The following is a 19,948-nucleotide window of genomic DNA, read 5'->3' as shown; positions in this document are numbered from 1 at the left end:
GTGTGGATTGGACGACACTGCGGCACCGCATCGAACCGGAGCGCGAGCGCAGGGAGTCGCCGATTTTACCTGCGGAAAGCAGGAAGCGTCCCCCGGGCGTCGAAACGCAAAATGGGTCGAGACCCGCGCGGGAAGCGGATTTTAGCCCTGCTGCCCCGGCTCTTTATTACATTTTGTTATTGATTTGCGATTTTGTAGCATTGACGATCTATAAAAGCCTGCTAGAATCCGTCCCACATTGGCTGCAGGGCCAAGTAGTTTTGAGTCACCGCCCCCGGCCTGACTCGCGGCCAGAAGTGTCGCGTCGCCGTACGCCGCCCTGCACGGCGTTCTACGGCCCAAAGAGTTGTCTTCCGCCAGCGCGTTGCCGCTGGCTTTTGCGTGAGAGCCACTGCGTGCATGCCCACAGGCATGTCGCCGGTCCTTTTGCTCCGATGTGGCCCTCCACACGGTACGTTGTCGTCGTTGACGGTAGCTTGCCGTATCCCGGCGTCGCCTCAGTCCCAACCAAGGCTTGCGACGCCTTGGCTTTTCTCGATACGCGCTTGCGCGCCGCCGTACCGTCGAGACGAGCCATGCTCAATGGGAGAACTGAATGAATACTTGGTTGTCTTGGCGTCCCGATGGCAGCTTCGGCGTAGCGGTGCGAACCGCACTGCGCCGTGGGACGCGTGTCAGTCACCATCTGTTCAGCCTCGTAGGTGCTTGCGCCGTGGTGGTCGCGCTTGCCCTCTGGCTGTTGCCGACCGTACGCGGTACGTTGGCGGCGCGCTTGATGCCGTTCATCTCGGCCGCCGTGCAGGCGGGCCCGGCGCGTCTCCTGAGCGGTCATCCGCTGCCTGCGTTCGGCCCGGCCACGCCCGATAGCGGCGACGACGTTCCCGGCGCCGTAGCCGGCGCGGACAACGCGAGCTATGACGGCGCCTTCGACGGCAGCGGCGTAAGCGGTTTCGCCCTGGCGAGCACGTCGCCTTCGGGCGATGCGCACTTGGCCACGAGCCTGACTCCGTCGAATCTGTACCTGCTCGCCAAGATGATCTCGTCGCAGCATGTGTCGGCCGACGCGCGCGACGATCGCGTACTCGTGTCGGCGCGCGAGCAAGCGCTCGTGACGTCGTATGTGGCGCGTCGCTACCACGTGGCCCAGGAGCCTGTCGGCGAGCTGGTGAAGGCCGCCTTCGACACCGGTCGTCAAGTCGGTCTCGACCCGTTGTTGCTCCTCGCGGTGATGGCGATCGAATCGGGCTTCAATCCGTACGCCGAAAGCGGCGTCGGAGCGCAGGGGCTCATGCAGGTCATGTCGAAGGTTCATTCAGACAAATTCCGTTACTTCGGCGGCCCCGGTGCGGCGCTCGAGCCGCTCGCGAACATCACGGTCGGCGCGGTCGTGCTGAAAGACTGCATCGCGCGCGGCGGCTCGCTGGCCGATGGCCTGCGTCTCTATGTCGGTTCGACGTCGCAGGATGACGGCGGTTATGGCGCGAAAGTCCTGGCCGAGCGAGCGCGCCTGCGTGACGTCGCGCGTGGCCGGTCGGTGCCGATCAACGCGCCGCAGGCGCCGCAGAAGCAAGTCGTGGTGTCGACCAAGCGCGTTCAGGTTGCGCTCGACGGCCACACGGACGGGGCACCATCGAAGACGAATACCGCGGCAACATCGGCGCCTGCTTCTGACTCCGAAGATTCGAGCAACCTCGCCGCGCCGCGGCACGGCACGCAAACGGAACTGGGTGCGTAAGCCGTAGCACATCGCAGCACGAACGCAGCTGGAAATAAAAAAGCACCCGCATGGGTGCTTTTTTTCGTCCGTGGGCGTGATTGGCGATCCGCAGTGGGGCCGCGGCGCTGCGCTTGATGTCCGAAGCGCCTGATCTCGTTGTGCCAGCCTTCGCTTGGGTCCTAATGCCCGAAAAGCCGCGCGAGGCGCTCGACGGCCTCTTCGAGCGAGGCATAGGCCGTGGCGTATGACAAGCGGATATAGTCGCGCGGCGCGTGTTGGCCGAAATCGAGGCCGGGCACGAGGACGACGCCCGCGTCATGGAGCATCGCTTTCGTGAGCGCCGCGCTGTCGCCCGCGGCCGGGTGCGGGACGCCGCGGCAGTTGGCATAGACGTAAAACGCGCCGTCGGGCATGACCGGGACCGAAAACCCGAGACGCTCGAGCGCCGGCACGATGAAGTCGCGACGGCGTTTGAATTCAAGCCGACGCCCTTCGTAGATGGCGATCGTCTCGGGTTCGAAACAGGCCAGCGCCGCATGTTGCGCGAGCGCCGATGCGCAAATGAACAGGTTCTGCGCGAGCTTTTCGAATGCGCCGACCATCGCGGGCGGAACGACGAGCCAGCCAAGGCGCCAACCGGTCATGTTGAAGTACTTCGAGAAGCTGTTGACCGTGACGACATCGTCGCCAAACGACAGCGCCGAGACCGGCCGCGCGTCGTACGACAGCCCCTGGTAGATTTCGTCGACGATCGTAAAGCCGCCCCGCGCCCGGACGGCTTTGACGATGCGCTCGAGTTCGGCCGGTTCGATCGACGTGCCGGTCGGGTTCGACGGCGAGGCGAGCAGCACGCCACGCGTTTTTTGTGCCCAGCGCTGTTCGATTTCGGCGGCCGTTAACTGGTAGCGCGCCTCCGGGCCACTTGGCACGAGCACGGGCCGGCCTTCCATCGCCGCGACGAAGTGCCGATTGCAGGGGTAGGACGGATCGGGCATCAGCACTTCGTCGTCGCGATCGACGAGCGCCGCGCAAGCGAGCAGCAGAGCAGCGGACGCGCCGGCCGTAATGACGATGCGCGAAGGCTCGACGTTGAGCCCGTAGGTGGACTGGTAGTAGGCCGAAATCGCTTCGCGCAGCGGCGCGATGCCTAACGCCCCCGTGTACTGCGTCACGCCTCGCCGCAGCGCCTGTGCGGCGGCCTCGACCACTGGTTCCGGCGCCGTGAAATCCGGCTCGCCGATGCCCATGTGGATGATGTGGCGTCCCGCCAGTTCGAGCTGCCGCGCTTCTTTGGCGAGTTCCATGACGTAGAACGGAGCGATCGCGTCCACACGCGACGCCAGCTTGATGAGCGGTTCTGCGGCGATGTTCATGCTGGAAATCAACTATCGGGATTCGGGTCGGCGCGGGCCGGGGTACGGCGCACGCGCGAAATAAACCATCTGCGGGGGCTCAGCGGTTGGCCCGCCCCGCCTGCGCTTCCGTGGCGCGCAGCTTCAGCGCGAGCTTGTCGAGCACGCCGTTGACGTACTTGTAGCCGTCCGAGCCGCCGAACGTCTTCGCGAGCTCCACCGCTTCGTTGATGACGACGCGATACGGAATTTCCACGTGATGCTTGAACTCGAATGCGGCGACGAGCAGCACGGCGCGTTCGACGGGCGAGAGCTGCTCGATCGGCCGATCGAGGCAAGGCGTGAGGTCGGCCGTGAGCGCCTCGTTCTCGCGGATGACCCCATGCAGCAGCGCGTCGAGGTGCTCCTGGTCGGCCTTGTCGAAGCCTTGCGCCCCGCGCAGCTGGGCGTCGATTTCACCGGCGGGCGCACCCGACAGCAGCCACTGATACAGCCCCTGCGTGGCCAATTCGCGGGAGCGTCGGCGGGCGCTCTTCATGCCTCGTCCTCTTCTTCGTCCTCGTCTTCGTCTTCGTCGCCGCCAAGCTGTTCGAGCGCAACCGACAGGTTCGCCATCTCGACGGCGACACGCGCGCAGTCACGGCCCTTTTCGGTCATGCGCGCGACGGCTTGTTCGTCGGTGTCGGTCGTCAGCACGCCGTTGGCGACGGGAATGCCGAAGTCGAGACCGATGCGCGCGACGCCGGCACCGCTTTCGTTCGAGACCAGCTCGAAGTGATAGGTCTCGCCGCGGATAACGGCGCCGAGCGCGATCAACGCGTCGAACTGGCCGCTTTCGGCGAGCTTTTGGAGGGCGAGCGGAATTTCGAGTGCGCCCGGCACGCTGACGAGCAGCACGTCTTCGCCGACGACGCCGAGGCGTTCGAGCTCTTCGACGCAAGCGTCGGCGAGCCCGTTGCAGACGGGTTCGTTAAAGCGCGCCTGAACGATGCCGATGCGCAGGCCGTCGCCGTCGAGATTCGGTTGGTATTGTCCGATTTCCATAATGAGGTCCGTAGAAAGTTGGGGAAGGGCGGGTTGCCGACGCAATGCCGGGGATTATGCGCCCGGCTGCGCGCTTGCGCCCGGCATTGGTACGAACCCCGTCACTTCGAGGCCGTAACCCGACATGCTGCCAAGCCGCCGCGGATTCGACAGCACTTGCATTTTGCCGACGCCGAGCTCGCGCAAAATCTGCGCACCCACGCCGTAGGTTTTGAAATCGACGGGCCGCCGCTTCAGTTCAGCCGCTTTTTCCTCTTCATCGAGCGCCCGGAAGACGTCGATCAGATGATCTTTCGTGTCGCCGCAATTGAGCATGACGATGACGCCGACCTCGCGCTGGGCGATCTCCTTCATGGCGGCGTCGAGCGTCCACGAGTGCGTGGACGTGCCGACTTCGAGCAGATCGAGCACCGACAGCGGCTCGTGGACGCGCACGAGCGTTTCGCTCTCGGGCGTGGGCGTGCCGCGCACGAGCGCGAGGTGCGGCGAACCGCTCGGCTGGTCTTGATAGAGAATCGCGCGGAACGGACCGTGCGCCGTTTGCATCGTGCGCTCGGCGACGCGCGTGACGATCGATTCGGTGCGGCTGCGGTAGTGGATCAGGTCGGCGATCGTGCCGAGCTTCAGGTTGTGCTGGGCCGCGAACTCGATCAGATCGGGCAGGCGCGCCATCGTGCCGTCGTCCTTGATGACTTCGCAGATGACGGCCGCCGGCGTGAGCCCCGCCAGGGCCGTGAGGTCGCAGCCGGCTTCCGTATGGCCCGCGCGCACGAGCACGCCGCCCGGCTGCGCCATGATGGGGAACACGTGCCCAGGCTGCACGATGTGCTCGGGCCGTACGTCGCGCGCGACGGCCGTGGCGATCGTGCGGGCCCGGTCGGCCGCGGAGATGCCCGTCGTGACACCCTCGGCCGCTTCGATACTGACGGTGAACGCCGTGCCGTACTGGGTGCCGTTCTTGTAGGTCATGAGCGGCAGGTTCAACTGCTTGCAACGCTCCTGCGTCAGCGTCAGACAAATCAGGCCGCGGCCGTAGCGGGCCATGAAATTGATCGCTTCCGGCGTGACGAAATCGGCCGCGAGCACAAGGTCGCCTTCGTTTTCGCGATCTTCTTCGTCGACGAGGATCACCATCCGGCCGGCTTTGAGCTCGGCGATGATCTCGGGAGTGGAGGCGATGGACATGTCATTGGATGGATTCGGGAAAGCGCGTATTTTACTGCACGGGCTGCGTGAGCACTGCGAGCTTTGTCACACCGGCACGTTGAAGTCCCGCCAATACCTGGGCAACGTTGCCGTAGGGCGTGCCTTCGTCGCCTTGCAAGGTCACGAGCGCCTCGGGATGCTGCGCATGCAGCCGCGCGAATTCGGCGTTGCTCTGTTCGCGGGCAATGCGCCGTTTGTCGATGAAAATCCCGCCATCCTTGTCGACGCTGACCGTGACGGGGCGCTCGGGCGCGCTCGCCGCGGCGTCCGTCTTCGGCAGGTTGACGCGGATCGCGTTGTTCAGCAGCGGCGCCGTGACGATAAAGGCAACCAGCAGCACCAGCATGACGTCGACGAGCGGCGTGATGTTGATTTCGCTGACGACGTCGTCGTTGTCCGATTGGGTCGAGAACGCCATTATGCGAGCGCCTCCCGCGTGGATCCGCGGCGAACCGTCGTGGCGGTGGCCGGTGTCGCGCTGTGGCGGTGCTCGGAGCGAAGCGCGAAACCGCGTTGTTGCGCGAGCGCGAGCAGGTCGTTGGCGAAGTCGTCGAGATCGGCGTGCAGCGATTTGCTGCGGCGAACGAAGAAGTTGTAGGCGAGCACGGCCGGTACCGCAACGGCAATCCCCACCCCGGTCGCGACGAGCGCCTCGCCGATCGGCCCCGCGACGACATCGATGCTTGCCGAGGCGCGGTGCGAGATCGCGCTCAACGCATGGATGATGCCGAAGACCGTCCCGAACAAGCCGACGAACGGCGCGGTGCTGCCGATCGACGCGAGCACGGCGAGGCCGTTCTCGGACGTGCGCCGTTCGCGACGGATACGCTGCGCGAGCGCTCGCTCGCACAACTCCTTGCCGATCGCGTGGTATTCGCGTTCTTGCCCGGCATGTACGGCGTGTCCGCCGTAGACGGCATGGATGCCGGGCGCGGCGTCCGCGGCACCCGCCAGTGCGTCGAAGAACGCCGCGGCGAGCTGGGCCTTCGGGCTGTCCGGTGCAGCAGCGCCGGCGGTTCGGGCGGCGGCTTCGAGATCGGTCGCCTGGCCGAACGACCGCTCGAAGCGGCGATCGGCGCGGCCCGCGCGCACCGCTTGCAGGGCTTTCAGCATGATCAGCGCCCAACTGGCGACGGAGAACGCCAGCAAGATCCATAACGCCGCGTGGGCGATGAGCGAGGAAACGGATTCGGACATATCGGGTACTCCTTCGAAAGTCAGTTCAAACGAAAATCGAGCGGCACGTCCACCCAACCGTCGGTCGGCGTCGAGCCGCGTTTGGCCGGCACGAACGACCATTGGCGCACGGCCGCGAGCGCGGCCTTGTCGAGCGCTTCATGGCTGCTTGACGCATGCAGTCGGACTTCGACCGGATGCCCGCCCGCGTCGACGTGCACTCGCAACACGACGCGTCCTTCCCAGCCTTCTTCTTGCGCCGATCGCGGATAGCGCGGCGGCGGATTGTGCAGATAAGCCGCGTTGCCGATGGGCGGCGTGACAGGCAGCTCGGGCGTCTCGGGCGTGAGGGCAGCCGAGGCGGCGCTGGGCGCAGCGGACGGAGCCGCCGAGGCCGCAGCAGCAGCCTGCGCCGATGCGGCGTCCTGCGCGCGAGGCGCAGCGGGCGATGCGTCCTGTCGTGTGGCCGCAGCGGGGGGCGCGTGCTGGGCGGAGCGGGGCGGCGACGCTGGCGGCGCAGCGCTACGCGGGTGCGGCGGTGCGGATGGCGATGGCGTGCTTTGCCGCGGCGGTGCAACGGGGCGTGCCACCGCTGGTGCGCTCTGCGCCGGCGTGACCACCTCGATGGCGATCGGTGGGACGGCCGCAGGCTCTCTCGTCTGCTTCTCGCCGAAGTGGCTCGCCAACAGCGCGAACGCGAGGGCGTGGGCGAGCGCCGATGCGCTCCAGCCCGCAACGCTTGCCGTGCGTCGCGGTTGCGCGGGTTGGACCATCAATGCGGTCCTGACGGTCGCCGCGTTATCGCTCGTTGGCATGGCTGTCCAGCCATGCGTCGTGTCGAGGTTCAGGTTCATGCGAGCCCCGCCCACACAGCGAGCGCGATCGAGCCGAAGACAAGAACGGCGGCGAGCGTCTTCACTCGATGCAGTTGAGTCCAAAGCAGCACGCCCGTCAGCGACAACAGCACGAGCGAGCCGGCGATCGTGTCGATCAGCAAGACCCACCCGACGCTGAGTCCGACGCCACGGTGCAGATTGACCAACGTCGCAACCCACGAGTTTTCGCTGCGTTTGAGCGTGACGAAATCGTTGCCTTTCCAATACTCGACGATGACGCTGTCTTGCGGCGTCGAGAACGTGATCTGCCATCGTTCCGGTTGCACCGTCTCGCGGCCGCCCCACGACACGCGATGTTCGGGTTCGCGCTGCGCACGGCCCAGCCGTCCCTTCAGCGCATACGTTTCGCGCAGCCAGCTCGCGAGTTCATGCGGCGTTTGCGGGAGCGGATCAGGCAAGCGCGCCTGCATGGTCGAGACGTGCGGCGCGCCCGTGGAAATCTTTAGCGGCTCGGCACGATGGTTCAACACGAATCCGGTCGCGCCGAACAGCATCCCCAGTGCGGCGCCCCAGAGGCCGACCCAGCCATGCACGTTGCGCAGCCATTTGATGAAAGTGGCGCGCCGGCTGCGCTTCGCCTGCGATTCGGCGACGTTCGAGGTCGCGGCGCGGACAGGCACGGCGGCTTCCGATACGGTCATGGTTCGCTCCAGAGACGCAAAAGATTGTGATAACAGCCGACGAGCGTGCGGCGCGCGGTTTCGTCGGCATCGGTCGCGTTCAGGCGCTGGATCGCGTTGTCCATGTCGAACAGCAGCGCGCGCTGAGCGTCGCTGCGAACGAGGCTTTGGACCCAGAAGAAACTCGCGACGCGTACGCCGCGCGTGACGGGCGTGACGCGATGCACGCTTGTCGCCGGATACGCGATCATGTCGCCGGCCGCCAACTTCACGGCATGCGCGCCGTAGGTGTCCTCGATTACGAGCTCGCCGCCGTCGTACTCGTCGGGCGAAGACAGAAACAGCGTGACGGAAACGTCGGTGCGCAGCTTGATGCCGTTCGGCAGAAGGCGCACGGCGCCGTCGACGTGATCGCCGAACGTCATGCCCGCCCCATAGCGGTTGAACAGCGGCGGATAGACCTGATTCGGCAATACGGCGCTGATGAACAACGGGTGCCGTTCGAGCGCGGCGAGCACGACATCGCCAAGTTCTCGTGCGATCGGCGAATGCTCGGCGATTTGCTGATTGCGCTTGACCGGGGCGCCCGAATAGCCAGCCGTCGCGCGGCCGTCGACCCACGCGTCGCCCGCTGCCTGCAGCCGGCTTCGCACGCCTTGTATCTGTTCGGCGCTCAGGACGCCGGGGATCTGTAGCAGCATGGTGGTGCTTCCTGAAGGCCGCTCATGCATTGAGGTGAGGGGCAGCGCGCTCATGTTGCGACGAGGCCTGTCCCTACTGCGCATGACGGCCGATGCCATCAAAGGCGATATTCGAGCGTTGCGAGAAGCGTGCGTCCGATGCCAGGCACCGAGCGGCCGCCGTCGGACTGGATCAGCGCGTCGTAATAGAACTTGTTCGTCAGGTTCAGCAGATTCAGGCGCAAGTCCCATTTCTTCTCGTGGTAGGCGGCCATGGCATCCCAGCGCGTGTAACCGCCTACCTGCACGTAGTTCGTATTGGCCGCATAGCGTGCCGACATGTACGTGGGGCCGCCGCCGATTTCCCAATGCGGCGTCAGGTTGTACGTCGTCCATAGCGTCAGCGTATTGCGCGGCGTGTTCGCGGGGACGTGCCCGCTCGTGCCGTCGGCCGCGCGCATGATGACGGCGTCCATGTAGGTGTAGCCGCCGAACACTTGCCAGTTCGGCAGGAGATGGCCGGTGATGCTTGCCTGATATCCGCGCACGCGGATGTCGCCGTCGAGCGTGTATTCGGTGGACGACACCTGCGTGCGCGCGTTGTCCTTTTCTTGCAGGAACCACGCGGAGGTGACCGACAGATTGCCGCCGAGCAAATCCCACTTGCCGCCGATCTCGTACGACTTCGTATGCTCGGGGGCGAGGTTCTGCGTCAGGTTCGTGACCGTCAGCGCTTCGAGCGATGGGTTGAACGACGTGCCGTAAGAGACGTAATAGGACTGCCAATCGGTGGGCTGATAGATAGCGCCCGCGCGCACGCTCGTGAAGTAGTTCGTTTGCGCCGCATAAGCGGGTGCGTTGACCGTATTGCGGATATGCGCCTGAAAGCGATCCCAGCGGAGCCCGCCAATCACTTTCCAATGCTGACCGACCGACACCGTGTCGTTCAGATACGCGGCCAGCGACGTTGCGCCCGAATCGGCACGGTTGCCGACTGTCTGCGTGACGCTCGACGGTGTGCCCATATAGACAGGATCGACCAGCGACACGATCGGCATGTTGTTGCGCGTGTACGCCTGGTTGCCGTAGCTGTCGTGGCCGAGCTGCGCGCCCCCGATCAAGTCGTGGCCGAGCGGCCCCGTATCGAATCGATAGCGGACCATCGTCTCGTTATAGACCGAGTGATTCTCGATCACTCGGTCGTGGCTTGCGAGTCGGACGTAGAGGTCTTCGAGCGGCAGTGTCGTGTAGTTGCCGTTCGACAGCGGGGTGCTGCTCGCAAGCGGGCCCGTCAGCACTTTGGCTGCGGCCGTCTCGCGCGCATCGGTCATCGAATGCGAGAAGCGTGTCTGGTTCGACACCGAGAGCGAGTCGGATACCTTGTGATCGATGCGGGCCGTCAGCGTTTGCACGTCTTGAATCGTGCGGTCGTCCGTCAGCCCGTAGTCCGTATGCATCGATGGCGCGAACGGATGCCCGTCGATCGACTGCACGCCGTAATCGGGCATGTCGTAGTTGTGCTGGATCAGTGCCGACAGCGTGATTTCGGTCGGCGTGCCGATTCCGAACCGAATCGACGGCGCAATCCCGTAGTCCTTGTTCTTCATCACGTCCCGCGTCGACCCCAGCGATTGGCCGAACGCATCGATACGAAAGGCCGCCGTTTCGGTCAGTGGGCGGTTCAGATCGACTGCCGTGCGGTACCGATCATGCGTGCCGAGTGTCGTCGAAATTTCGCCGGACGCTTTCAACGTCGGCCGCTTGCTGACCTGATTGATGACGCCGCCCGTCGACCCGCGGCCGAACAGCATTGAAGACGGGCCATAGAGCACTTCGATCGATTCGAGGTCGAACGTGTCGCGGTAGTACTGGTTGCGATCGCGGAAGCCGTCGAGATAGATGTCGTTCTGCGCCGTGAAGCCGCGCAGGTTGATGTTGTTGCCGATCTGCCCGCCTTCCGCGCCGCCGATCGTAATGCCCGGCGCGTTGCGAAGACTGTCCTGGAACGAGGTCGCGCCCTGCGACTTCATGAGCGCCTGGTTGATTACGGTGACCGATTGCGCGATGTCGCGCTGAGCCGTCGGTGCCTTGGCGCCGACCGTAGAGGTCTCGCTGCGGAAATCGTGATGAAGCGCGTTGCCGCCGACCTCAACCGCCGGCAATGCCGTGATCGAAGTCAAGCCCGATGGCGCCGAAGCCGTTGCGGCCGCTTGCGCGCTTTCGCCCGGACCGGCGACGACATTTTTGCGCGGCGGGCTGCCCGGCGCCCCCGAAGCCTGTTGAGCGTGTGCGGCAAGTGGCAGCGCCGTGACATGGAGCGCGAACGCGAGTTTGAGCGCTCGTGCTAGCGGCGTCTTGGTCAACATGAAAACGAACCCCTGTATCTGTCGCGCGGCCCGCCGCTATCGCGGCAGGCGGTGGAGCGCGGCTGCATTGTTTCGAGCAGCGGTGATTATAAATGCAAATGAGAACGATTAGCATTACATAATTTTGGGACGCTTTCAAGTTCACGACTTGATCGAAGGGGCTTCAGTGGTCGCGCCGCGTCGGGCAGGATGGCCGCAGCGCGGGCGTCGCTGTGGCAGCCGGCAACCGGGTTGGCTACGGGGGCGAAGCAGCGAGACTGATCGAGCGCTGCACCCGAGGCGGGGCGCCTCGCGCAGCCGCGCCGGAGCGAATCGGCGTGTGCCGCGCGATAACAAGCCGCGTGGCGGCGCACGTGGCTTGATCGTCGAGGAAGGAGGCCGGCTGGTTCAGACCTGCGGCCCAGCCGCGATGTTCAGACTACCGTTTCGCGCTCGGGTGTCGCGCCGATGTTATGAATCGAGAGATCGGCGCCATCGAATTCGGCTTCATTGTCGAGCCGGATCCCGACCGTCGCGCGCAGAATGCCGTAGACGAGGGCGCCGCCAGCGGTCGCAACGACGATCGCCGCCAGCGTGCCGATCACTTGCGCGAGCAACGACACGCCGCCGGCGCCGCCGAGCGCCGGCAACCCGAAGATCCCCGCGGCAATGCCACCCCACGCGCCGCACATCCCGTGTAGCGGCCAGACGCCGAGCACGTCGTCGATGCGCCAGCGATTTTGCACGCAGGTGAACATATAGACGAACAGCGCGCCGGCGATCGCACCGGTGACGAGCGCGCCGATCGGATGCATGACGTCGGAGCCGGCGCACACGGCGACCAGCCCCGCGAGCGGGCCGTTATAGGCGAAGCCCGGATCGTTGCGCCCGGCGAGGCAAGCGGCCAGCGTGCCGCCGACCATCGCCATCAACGAATTGACGGCGACCAGTCCGCTGATCTTATCGAGTGTCTGCGCGCTCATGACGTTGAAGCCGAACCAGCCGACCGCGAGCACCCAGGCCCCGAGGGCGAGAAACGGGATATTCGACGGCGGGTGCGCCGCGATGCGCCCGTCACGCTGATACCGGCCTCGGCGCGCGCCGAGCAGCAACACGGCCGGCAAAGCCACCCAGCCGCCGAACGCATGCACGACGACCGAGCCGGCGAAATCGTGAAACTGAGCGCCAACCGCAGAGGCCAGCCAACTCTGCAGACCGAACCGGTCGTTCCAGGCGATGCCTTCGAAAAAGGGGTAAACGAAGCCGACGAGCATGAAGGTCGCGCACAGTTGCGGATTGAATCTGGCCCGCTCTGCGATGCCGCCCGAGACGATGGCCGGTATCGCGGCGGCGAACGTCAGCAAAAAGAAGAATCGAACGAGGGCGTAGCCGTTGTGCTCGGCGAGCGTGGCGGCGTTGCCGAAGAACTGCACGCCGTAAGCGATCGTGTAGCCGATGAAGAAGTACGCGATCGTAGACACTGCAAAATCGACGAGGATTTTGACGAGCGCGTTGACCTGGTTTTTCTTGCGGACGGTGCCCAGTTCCAGGAAGGCGAAGCCGGCGTGCATCGCGAGCACCATCCCGGCGCCCAGTAAAAGAAATAAAGTATCGGCGCCCGATTTCAGTTCAGTCATGGTTCAGGTCTGTGCGCAAAAAGAAGGCATGGAACGCAAGTTATGGGCCATGTCGGTGAATCGCCGTTCCGATATTGTGCGAGATCGCGTCGCGACGCGGTTCGCGCACCATTGCGGTGTGATGCCGCGGTGCTCGCGGCATGGCGAGGCTGCACAGCACAAGTGCGATTCATGCACAGCCAACGAGCGTCTGCACTCTGAGCGAGCGCTTGCACTGAGATGGCGCAGCCGTTGTTAGCCGGGCCGCGTCAGTGTCATCTGTATTTCATTGGCCCGCCGTATCGTGCCCGAGCCCACCTGCGCGCTGAAGGCGCACGGCCGATGCATGAACCACCCCACTTGAGAGGCACTGACGACATGACAACGAACAAAGCCCCCGATCCATCTTCGAACGAATCGATCGTGGGTGTGTCGCGCCGCGGCTTTCTGAAACTCGCGGGCGCATCGGGATTGGCGAGTGCGGCGGGCGCGCTGACCGTCGCCGCCAAAGGGGCGGACACGAACGCTACGGCCGACGGTACGCCCGAGCAGATCCACCTGACCTGGGGCGCCGATCCAACGAGTGAAGTGGTCGTATCGTGGGCGTCGCAAGCGGCGTCGGTCCATCCGCGCGTCACCGTAACGGCCGATCACGGTCACAGCGAAACGGTGCATGCCGTTCAGCGCACCTACACCGACGGGCTCAATGGTGCCGTGGTCTTCACTTACCACGCCCGTCTGGGGGATCTCAAGCCGGGCACGACCTATCGCTACGAAGTAACGGCGGACAATAGCAGCCGCATCGGCAGCCCGTTCGCCGCGAGCTTCACGACTGCGCCGCGCGGCCGCAAGCCGTTTCGCTTCACGAGTTACGGCGACCTCGCCACGCCCAACACGGCCTGGGTGCTGTCGTCGCCGCAAAGCCGGTTTGCCGTCGAAGCCGTCGAGCGCTTCCAGCCGTTGTTTCATTTACTGAACGGCGATCTTTGTTACGCGAATCTGAATCCGACTCATCAACCCGACGTCTGGCGCGACTTCGGCAACAACAACCAGACATCGGCGGCGAACCGCCCGTGGATGCCATGCCCCGGCAATCACGAACTCGAGTTCTACAACGGCGCCCAGGGCCTCGATTCCTATTTGACGCGCTACACGCTGCCCGAGAACGGTACGCGGTTCCCGGGGCGTTGGTACGCGTTCCAGGTCAGCTCGGTATTGTTCATTTCGCTCGATGCCGACGACATCGTCTACCAGGACGCCGCTGCATTCGTCGCGGGGCCGGCGCCGCTCGTGCCGGCGCAGAGCACCGGCAACGCGCCGATCCAGCCCGGCACTTCGCTCTACGTGCGAGGCTACAGCAACGGCGAACAGACGCGTTGGCTCGAGAAAACCTTGCGCCGCGCGGCGGACGACCGCGGCATCGACTGGATCGTCGTGCAAATGCATCAGGACGCGCTGAGTTCGTCGAAGACGGGCAATGGATCCGACAAGGCGCTACGCGAAGAATGGTTGCCGCTGTTCGAGCGCTACGGCGTCGATCTCGTGCTGTGCGGCCACGATCACGACTACGAACGCAGCTACCCGGTGTGCGGTTGCTTCCGGCATTTGGGCACGGACGTCACAACCGGCGAACGCGTCGATACGCTGACGCCACGGCCGGTTCGTCACGCGCAGCTCGGCGCCAATACGTTCGACATGAGCCGCGGCACGATTCACCTGATCCTCGGCGGCGGCGGTACGAGCGCTCCGCTCGACGTGTATGGCGTCGATGCGGGCACCGGCAATCCGCAAGCGAAGGTGTTTACGAAGCCCAATCGGCCGAGGCCGGGTGCAACGGAGGGCGTGTTCGTGCGCGCGCCGGCAGATGCCGTGGAAGACGCAGTGTGGTCCGCGCAGCGCGATACGGGCACGGGATACGGTATCGCCGTGTTCGATGTCGATCCGGGCGAACACGGCGGCAAGTCGACGATCACGATGAACTACTATCACGCGCCGGGCGCGGATCGGGCGCCGACGGGCGACTACGAGTTGTTCGAGACTGTCACGCTGACGAAGCAGCGCCGTTGAAAGGTAGTGCGCCCGACTCGTCGTCGTGAGGAGACGGGCGCGCCGCCAAGTCGAATTCGTCACACACAGCGGTCGCCATCGAGTCAACGATATCTCTGACGAGCAGACGCCCTTTTTCGCTGCTCGATTCCTTCGCCGACGACAGCACGCCGCTCGCCGGGACCCATTCCTTGCGGGCTGGGAACATATCGTAGGGCGGGAAGTCGGCCGGGCCATGACTTGGAATGCGGTCGAGCGAAACCCATTGAGGGTAGTAGTGAAGCATCATCGACGTCTCGATCACGGCCGCATGTTCGAGCGCGATGCCCGGAAACCCGTCGGGAAAAATAACATCGAGCGTTTCTCTGCGACAGAATTCCCAATGCTCGACACGCATGACTTCGATCGTATTGCGCTCGCCGATGTCGCGCATCGCCAGATCGATCCCCTCGGTGACGAACCACTGGTTTTCAAAGTGCCCGACGACAACGACGAGCCGCTTGACACCGTGTCGGTGAAATTCCCGGACGGCGTCGCGGACCATTGCGCTCAGCGTCGCGCCGTCCACGCTCGTGGTGCCGCAAAAGTGTTGACCGCCGCCGCTCCTGGGCTGAGATTTATAGCCATAGGAAATGGCGGGCGCGACGAGACCGCCTACCAGCCGCGCGACATCCTCGCTGATCGCGCTCGCCAGCAAGGCATCGGTGCCGAGCGGGAGATGCGGTCCATGTTGTTCCGTCGCGCCGCACGGCAGGAAGACGACCGATCCCGCATCGACCCGCTGCTTGTATTCGACCCAACTGATGTTGTCCATGCGCACGCTGTTCATGTCGAACTCCTGCCGTTCGCGAGTGATGCTTGCTCGGAGCGGGTGCCGCGCCGCGCAAGATGAAGGAGGTAGTAGCTCCCTCCGCCTACGCCGAGCCCGGCAAGCCACGAGAGATCGATGCCGCCCAGCGCCATGGCGATCGGCCCCTGGAGCGCCTTGATATTGCTGACCTGAAAGAGCCAGGCCGCGAGCACACCCAGTGCAAGGGCCGCGATGCCGGACACGTTGACGTCTCCACATTCGCTGACGGAGTGATGCCGGTAGAGCGCGCCGACATCGATTCGGCCGCGCCGAAGGACATAGAAATCGACGAGCACGATGCCGGCCCATGGCGCGATCCAAACGACAAAGAAGACCATCACGTCTTCAAACGTATTGGCAAACGCACCCGAATGAAGAAACAGATAGAGAACGCCGAGGCCGACGACGCCGGAAACGAGGGACACGACCCGGCGCGCGATTCGCAGATCGAGCGATAGCGTGGCGAGTGCGGCCGAATAGATGACGACGATATTGGTCGCGACGGGACCGTGAAGCAGTACGAGCAAGACGGGCAACGCCATTGCACCGAACACGGCAATGATCAGTTGCGCGGGGTCGGCGCCGCCGCCGGCCGACGCAATCGCCGCTCCCAGAAAAGCGAGCCAGACGGTCGGCACGAACATACCGAGCGAGGTCGCGCGAAATACCTGCCCGCTGTCCAGGTGCGGTTGGGTGAAGCGCGTGTAATCCGACGCGTAGACGAGCCATGAAATGCCCCAGCCGATGCCGATCGCGGTCATGAGCTGGCTCATTGCCGAAAGCTTGCCGACACCATGAGCCGTTGAGACGGCCCAGCGAATATCGACATGTACGAAGGCAAGGACGGTCATGACAAGCATGATCGCAAGGACGACCGGCATCGTGTACCGCTCAAAACGTCGAATCGCCTGAAAGCCCCAGGTTGCGATCCCGACCTGGATCACCATGACCGCGAATGCAATCGCGTACTTGAGTTCGATCCCGCCGCGCAAACCCATTCGATCGAGCGCGGCAACCGCGAGGTCGAGCACGATCCACGTGTTGATCGCAACCCAGCCCATCGGCATCAACACTTGCATGAGCGTGGGGAGCCATGCGCCTCGCCGACCGAAAGCGAGCCGCGACAGCACCATTTGCGGTACGCCCGATCGATGTCCGATCACGGACATGGCGCCGAACAACGCGCATCCAAACACATTGCCGATGACAATGACTGCGAGCGTCTCGAGAAGGCTCAAGCCCGATTGGATGCCGATGGCGCCGAGCACCCAGTTGATCGGCGCAACGTTTGCACCGGCCCAGATCCAAAACTGATCGAGCTGTCCCGAGGTCCGGCTTTGATCGGGCACGGGCTCGATGCCATGGATATCGTATGCGGCGTCAGCGTTCGCATTCGCTCGCGCTGTGTGCTCCGCTGTCTGATTCGCTCTTTTGTCCGCTCTTTTGTCGTCTGGCACGAATGTCTCCTCATGAAATCTCGTGACTCTGGTGGGTTGAGTGGGCATTTGAACGGAGACAAATAAACGGCGAAATCGAAGAGTTCTCAACCGTCGTTGAGAAAAATGCAACGGGTGGCGTACGCCGTGAGACTTGAGTTTTGTTCAACACGTGCAAAGGAATCGTCAATCGCGCGAACGTCGGCGTTATGTCTAAATCGGTGTTCCGGGTTTTTCACTCTTCGCCAATAACGGAACACACACGTCATGACTACGCTACTTCACATCAACGCGAGCGCGCGCAACGGACGATCGCTTAGTCGTAAGCTATCCGGCTCCTTCATCGACGCCTGGACGCAAATCGAGCCCGCAGCGCAAATCATTACGCGGGACGTCGGGGCCAACCCGCCGCCGATCATCACGGAAGAGTGGATCGCTGCAGTGTTTACGCCCGAAGCGCAGCTGACGCCGGAGCAACGCGAGCTGTTGCGTCTGTCCGACGAACTGATCGATGAGATCGACCGCGCGGATCTGATCGTGATCGGTACGCCCATGTACAACTACGGCATGCCGGCGGCGCTGAAGTCGTGGTTCGACAAGGTGATTCGCATCGGCAAGACGTTCACGTTCGATCTGGCGCGGGGCGACTTCCCATTGGAACCCGTCATGCGCGGCAAGAAGCTCGTCATTCTGAGCTCACATGGCGAATTCGGATTCGGGCCCGGCGGCGTCCGCGAAAAAATGAATCACCTTGAAACGCACATCCTGACCTGTGCGCACTATCTGGGCGTTGAAGAAAGTCACGCTATCAGCATCAGCTACCAGGAATTCGGCGATGCCCGGCATGATGCTTCGGTGGCCGATGCGTTTGCCGCGGTGCCGGTTCTGGTCCGTCAGTTGGCCGGCGTTCGCTAGCAGCCCGATATGGATCGAGCATCCATGCAGCCGCATTTGACGATGGTCCAGACCGCGTCGAAGCTACGCGAGGGAAGCCTCGATGCGGTCGAACTGGTCAGCATCGCAATAGGCAAATCGCGCGAGGCGCGAGGCGTCTTCATTTCGCTCGACGATTCGGCGCTCGACGCTGCCGGGCAATCGGCACAGCGGCGCAGATTCGGTGCGCCGCTCAGCCCACTCGACGGCATCCCCTTCGCCGTCAAAGACATGATCGATGTCGCGGGCATGCGTACGACGGCTGGTTCGACCACACGAATTGACTCGCCACCCGCGACCCGCGATGCCGCAGTGATCGCTGCGATGCGGGCGATGGGGATGATCCCGGTGGGTAAGACCAACTTGAGCGAGTTTGCGTATTCCGGTCTCGGGCTCAACCCACACTTCGGCACGCCGACTGCGGACTTTCATGCGAACGCACCGCGCGTGCCGGGTGGATCGTCTTCCGGATCGGCAATCGCCGTGCAGCGCGGCATCGTGACGGCCGCAATCGGTACCGACACGGCCGGGTCGATCCGCGTGCCGGCCGCGTTCAACGGATTGGTCGGCTTTCGCGCGTCGACGGGGCGTTATGACATGCATGGCGTACTCCCGCTGGCCGTTACGCTGGACAGTCTCGGGCCGCTCGCCCGTACCGTTGAAGATTGTGTGCTGCTCGACGGCGCAATGCGCGGGCGCATGGATCGCCCGGCAAGTCCGACGCCACTTGCGCAGCTTCGGTTTATCGTCGATTCGCCGGTGTTCGCCGATGCAGCTTTGGAAGCAGCTGTCGCGGCGAATCTGCGACAGGCCGCGGCTCGTTTGCGCCAATGCGGGGCGAGCGTAGAAGTGCGTCCCGTCCGCACGCTCATGCGTACGCGCGAATCAATCGAAGCTCATGGATGGCTCGGTGCGATCGAAGCCTGGCGCCTGCTTCGGCCCGTCGTCGAAGGCGAACGAGGCGGGCAGGTCGATCGCCGCATCCGCAACCGGTTGGTGGCGGCGAAAGCGTTGGATCGGCAAGCGCAAGCACGCATCCGAGCGCTGCGGGCCGAGTTGATGCTGAGCATGCTGCACGAACTGGACGGCGCTTTGCTGATTACGCCGACGGTCAAGCACGTCGCCCCGTTGCTGGCCGCGCTCGAGGACGACGACGATTGGTTTGCCACAAGCAACCTGGCGACGCTGGCGCTCACCATGCCGGGTAGTCTGCTCGATATGCCTGGCGTCGCCATGCCATCCGGCGTCGATGAGCAGGGGCTGCCTACGTCGCTGCTCATCTGCGCACCGAGAGGGCACGACGATCGCCTATTGCGCGCGTGTCTCGCGGTCGAGTCGGCACTGCAGGCTCGATAAGTCCAATGAAAATCTGAAGGTATACAGATCATGAACCCGACAATCTCACTGCCCGACGGCAAATTGACCACCATTCCCGCCCGTAGCGGCGTAGCGGTCAGACTTGCCAAGGGTATGGCGCTCAAAGTCGTCAACACGTATGGTCATCAGGTGGTCGACACATGGGCATTCAATCAGGAAGACATCGACGAATCGATGTCGATGGAGCACAGCCGTGCGTCGATGTTGAAGCTCTCGCCAAAGGTCGGCGATACGCTGCTGACGAATCGTCGACGCCCCATCCTGACGCTGATCGAAGACACGACGCCAGGCATCCACGACACCCTGATCGCCGCCTGCGACAAACATCGCTATCAGCAATTGCAGGTCGCCGGGCATCACGACAATTGCACCGACAATCTCGCGATCGCACTTGCGAGGCTGGGCATCCGGTCGAACGAAACGCCATGTCCCCTGAATTTGTTCATGAATGTGCCCGTGCACGAGGATGGCCGGCTCGAATTCCTGCCGCCGGTCAGCCAGGCCGGGCAGTATGTCGTGCTGCGTGCGGAGATGGATCTGATCGTCGTGATGTCGGCCTGCCCGCAAGATGTGACGGCAGTCAACGGGATGATGCCGACGGACGCGCATTATTCGATAAGCTGAACGCGATCGGCCCGCGGCGGTGCTGGCGGA

18 protein-coding genes are annotated in these 19,948 nt (G+C 64.0%); 5 read left to right on the top strand and 13 right to left on the bottom strand.

Translation table 11 applies throughout. The features are described 5' to 3' along the window. Window positions 1–595: 595 nt before the first annotated feature. Window positions 596–1,735 (top strand): transglycosylase SLT domain-containing protein, encoded by a 1,140-nt coding sequence (locus C0Z19_RS04760; RefSeq protein WP_102608651.1) that lies wholly within the window; start codon window positions 596–598, stop codon window positions 1,733–1,735. A 161-nt stretch (window positions 1,736–1,896) separates the two neighbouring features. Here C0Z19_RS04760 and C0Z19_RS04755 read toward each other — a convergent pair whose 3' ends face one another. The 11 genes from C0Z19_RS04755 to C0Z19_RS04705 form a co-directional block, all read right to left on the bottom strand. After that, the gene (locus C0Z19_RS04755) at window positions 1,897–3,090 is read right to left on the bottom strand and encodes a pyridoxal phosphate-dependent aminotransferase (protein WP_102608650.1); all 1,194 of its coding nucleotides are present in this window, start codon (window positions 3,088–3,090) and stop codon (window positions 1,897–1,899) included. Window positions 3,091–3,169: 79 nt separating this feature from the next. Next, complete coding sequence (nusB, locus tag C0Z19_RS04750) at window positions 3,170–3,607, bottom strand: transcription antitermination factor NusB (protein ID WP_102608649.1); 438 nt, start codon at window positions 3,605–3,607, stop codon at window positions 3,170–3,172. Beyond that, complete coding sequence (gene ribH / locus C0Z19_RS04745) at window positions 3,604–4,113, bottom strand: 6,7-dimethyl-8-ribityllumazine synthase (protein WP_102608648.1); 510 nt, start codon at window positions 4,111–4,113, stop codon at window positions 3,604–3,606. Before ribH ends, nusB begins: the two co-directional genes overlap by 4 nt. A 54-nt stretch (window positions 4,114–4,167) precedes the next feature. After that, on the bottom strand, window positions 4,168–5,298 hold the full coding sequence (gene ribBA / locus C0Z19_RS04740; protein ID WP_102608647.1) for a bifunctional 3,4-dihydroxy-2-butanone-4-phosphate synthase/GTP cyclohydrolase II: 1,131 nt from the start codon (window positions 5,296–5,298) through the stop codon (window positions 4,168–4,170). A 31-nt stretch (window positions 5,299–5,329) separates the two neighbouring features. Further along, entirely contained in the window at window positions 5,330–5,737 is a 408-nt protein-coding gene (locus C0Z19_RS04735) for an ExbD/TolR family protein (RefSeq protein ID WP_102608646.1), read from the bottom strand. After that, window positions 5,737–6,516 (bottom strand): MotA/TolQ/ExbB proton channel family protein, encoded by a 780-nt coding sequence (locus C0Z19_RS04730; RefSeq protein WP_102608645.1) that lies wholly within the window; start codon window positions 6,514–6,516, stop codon window positions 5,737–5,739. The genes C0Z19_RS04735 and C0Z19_RS04730 overlap by 1 nt, the downstream gene beginning before the upstream one ends. Window positions 6,517–6,536: 20 nt before the next feature. After that, window positions 6,537–7,349, bottom strand: a complete 813-nt coding sequence (locus C0Z19_RS04725) for an energy transducer TonB (RefSeq protein ID WP_102608644.1) — start codon at window positions 7,347–7,349, stop codon at window positions 6,537–6,539. Continuing rightward, window positions 7,346–8,032 (bottom strand): PepSY-associated TM helix domain-containing protein, encoded by a 687-nt coding sequence (locus C0Z19_RS04720; protein WP_102608643.1) that lies wholly within the window; start codon window positions 8,030–8,032, stop codon window positions 7,346–7,348. The genes C0Z19_RS04725 and C0Z19_RS04720 overlap by 4 nt, the downstream gene beginning before the upstream one ends. After that, the gene (locus C0Z19_RS04715) at window positions 8,029–8,712 is read right to left on the bottom strand and encodes a Fe2+-dependent dioxygenase (protein WP_102608642.1); all 684 of its coding nucleotides are present in this window, start codon (window positions 8,710–8,712) and stop codon (window positions 8,029–8,031) included. Before C0Z19_RS04715 ends, C0Z19_RS04720 begins: the two co-directional genes overlap by 4 nt. A gap of 98 nt (window positions 8,713–8,810) precedes the next feature. Next, window positions 8,811–11,057, bottom strand: coding sequence for a TonB-dependent receptor (locus tag C0Z19_RS04710; protein ID WP_102608641.1), 2,247 nt, complete (start codon window positions 11,055–11,057; stop codon window positions 8,811–8,813). Window positions 11,058–11,470: 413 nt separating this feature from the next. After that, window positions 11,471–12,673 carry an ammonium transporter gene (locus tag C0Z19_RS04705; RefSeq protein ID WP_102608640.1) on the bottom strand — a complete coding sequence of 401 codons (1,203 nt, stop codon included), beginning with the start codon at window positions 12,671–12,673 and terminating at the stop codon, window positions 11,471–11,473. A gap of 357 nt (window positions 12,674–13,030) precedes the next feature. On the opposite strand from C0Z19_RS04705, the gene C0Z19_RS04700 reads away from it, so the two are divergent. Continuing rightward, window positions 13,031–14,719 carry a purple acid phosphatase family protein gene (locus tag C0Z19_RS04700; protein WP_102608639.1) on the top strand — a complete coding sequence of 563 codons (1,689 nt, stop codon included), beginning with the start codon at window positions 13,031–13,033 and terminating at the stop codon, window positions 14,717–14,719. Here C0Z19_RS04700 and C0Z19_RS04695 read toward each other — a convergent pair. Together C0Z19_RS04695 and C0Z19_RS04690 are read right to left on the bottom strand one after the other, a co-directional pair. After that, on the bottom strand, window positions 14,694–15,527 hold the full coding sequence (locus C0Z19_RS04695; protein WP_102608638.1) for a creatininase: 834 nt from the start codon (window positions 15,525–15,527) through the stop codon (window positions 14,694–14,696). The two genes, C0Z19_RS04700 and C0Z19_RS04695, sit on opposite strands and share 26 nt — an antisense overlap. Beyond that, window positions 15,524–17,005 (bottom strand): purine-cytosine permease family protein, encoded by a 1,482-nt coding sequence (locus C0Z19_RS04690; protein WP_199180753.1) that lies wholly within the window; start codon window positions 17,003–17,005, stop codon window positions 15,524–15,526. The genes C0Z19_RS04695 and C0Z19_RS04690 overlap by 4 nt, the downstream gene beginning before the upstream one ends. 246 nt (window positions 17,006–17,251) lie before the next feature. Between C0Z19_RS04690 and C0Z19_RS04685 the strand changes: the two genes are divergently transcribed. Genes C0Z19_RS04685 through C0Z19_RS04675 form a run of 3 tightly spaced genes read left to right on the top strand, consistent with a single transcriptional unit; the run spans window position 17,252 to window position 19,918 of the window. Beyond that, window positions 17,252–17,899 carry an FMN-dependent NADH-azoreductase gene (locus C0Z19_RS04685; protein ID WP_102608636.1) on the top strand — a complete coding sequence of 216 codons (648 nt, stop codon included), beginning with the start codon at window positions 17,252–17,254 and terminating at the stop codon, window positions 17,897–17,899. Window positions 17,900–17,908: 9 nt separating this feature from the next. Beyond that, the gene (locus C0Z19_RS04680) at window positions 17,909–19,273 is read left to right on the top strand and encodes an amidase family protein (RefSeq protein ID WP_199180752.1); all 1,365 of its coding nucleotides are present in this window, start codon (window positions 17,909–17,911) and stop codon (window positions 19,271–19,273) included. 30 nt (window positions 19,274–19,303) lie between these two features. Beyond that, window positions 19,304–19,918, top strand: a complete 615-nt coding sequence (locus tag C0Z19_RS04675; protein WP_102608634.1) for a DUF1989 domain-containing protein — start codon at window positions 19,304–19,306, stop codon at window positions 19,916–19,918. Window positions 19,919–19,948: the final 30 nt, after the last annotated feature.

The sequence above is a fragment of the Trinickia soli genome (genome assembly GCF_002879855.1).
GTDB lineage: Bacteria > Pseudomonadota > Gammaproteobacteria > Burkholderiales > Burkholderiaceae > Trinickia > Trinickia soli.
The sequence above is the reverse complement of the archived record's forward strand: the minus strand, read 5'-3'. Positions and strand labels throughout refer to the sequence as shown.

Excerpts from the sequence above, each read along its gene's own strand:
- C0Z19_RS04760 (WP_102608651.1), top strand. The coding sequence starts at position 596 with ATGAATACTTGGTTGTCTTGGCGTCCCGATGGCAGCTTCGGCGTAGCG.
- C0Z19_RS04755 (WP_102608650.1), bottom strand. The coding sequence starts at position 3,090 with ATGAACATCGCCGCAGAACCGCTCATCAAGCTGGCGTCGCGTGTGGAC.
- nusB (WP_102608649.1), bottom strand. The coding sequence starts at position 3,607 with ATGAAGAGCGCCCGCCGACGCTCCCGCGAATTGGCCACGCAGGGGCTG.
- ribH (WP_102608648.1), bottom strand. The coding sequence starts at position 4,113 with ATGGAAATCGGACAATACCAACCGAATCTCGACGGCGACGGCCTGCGC.
- ribBA (WP_102608647.1), bottom strand. The coding sequence starts at position 5,298 with ATGTCCATCGCCTCCACTCCCGAGATCATCGCCGAGCTCAAAGCCGGC.
- C0Z19_RS04735 (WP_102608646.1), bottom strand. The coding sequence starts at position 5,737 with ATGGCGTTCTCGACCCAATCGGACAACGACGACGTCGTCAGCGAAATC.
- C0Z19_RS04730 (WP_102608645.1), bottom strand. The coding sequence starts at position 6,516 with ATGTCCGAATCCGTTTCCTCGCTCATCGCCCACGCGGCGTTATGGATC.
- C0Z19_RS04725 (WP_102608644.1), bottom strand. The coding sequence starts at position 7,349 with ATGAACCTGAACCTCGACACGACGCATGGCTGGACAGCCATGCCAACG.
- C0Z19_RS04720 (WP_102608643.1), bottom strand. The coding sequence starts at position 8,032 with ATGACCGTATCGGAAGCCGCCGTGCCTGTCCGCGCCGCGACCTCGAAC.
- C0Z19_RS04715 (WP_102608642.1), bottom strand. The coding sequence starts at position 8,712 with ATGCTGCTACAGATCCCCGGCGTCCTGAGCGCCGAACAGATACAAGGC.
- C0Z19_RS04710 (WP_102608641.1), bottom strand. The coding sequence starts at position 11,057 with ATGTTGACCAAGACGCCGCTAGCACGAGCGCTCAAACTCGCGTTCGCG.
- C0Z19_RS04705 (WP_102608640.1), bottom strand. The coding sequence starts at position 12,673 with ATGACTGAACTGAAATCGGGCGCCGATACTTTATTTCTTTTACTGGGC.
- C0Z19_RS04700 (WP_102608639.1), top strand. The coding sequence starts at position 13,031 with ATGACAACGAACAAAGCCCCCGATCCATCTTCGAACGAATCGATCGTG.
- C0Z19_RS04695 (WP_102608638.1), bottom strand. The coding sequence starts at position 15,527 with ATGAACAGCGTGCGCATGGACAACATCAGTTGGGTCGAATACAAGCAG.
- C0Z19_RS04685 (WP_102608636.1), top strand. The coding sequence starts at position 17,252 with ATGACTACGCTACTTCACATCAACGCGAGCGCGCGCAACGGACGATCG.
- C0Z19_RS04680 (WP_199180752.1), top strand. The coding sequence starts at position 17,909 with ATGGATCGAGCATCCATGCAGCCGCATTTGACGATGGTCCAGACCGCG.
- C0Z19_RS04675 (WP_102608634.1), top strand. The coding sequence starts at position 19,304 with ATGAACCCGACAATCTCACTGCCCGACGGCAAATTGACCACCATTCCC.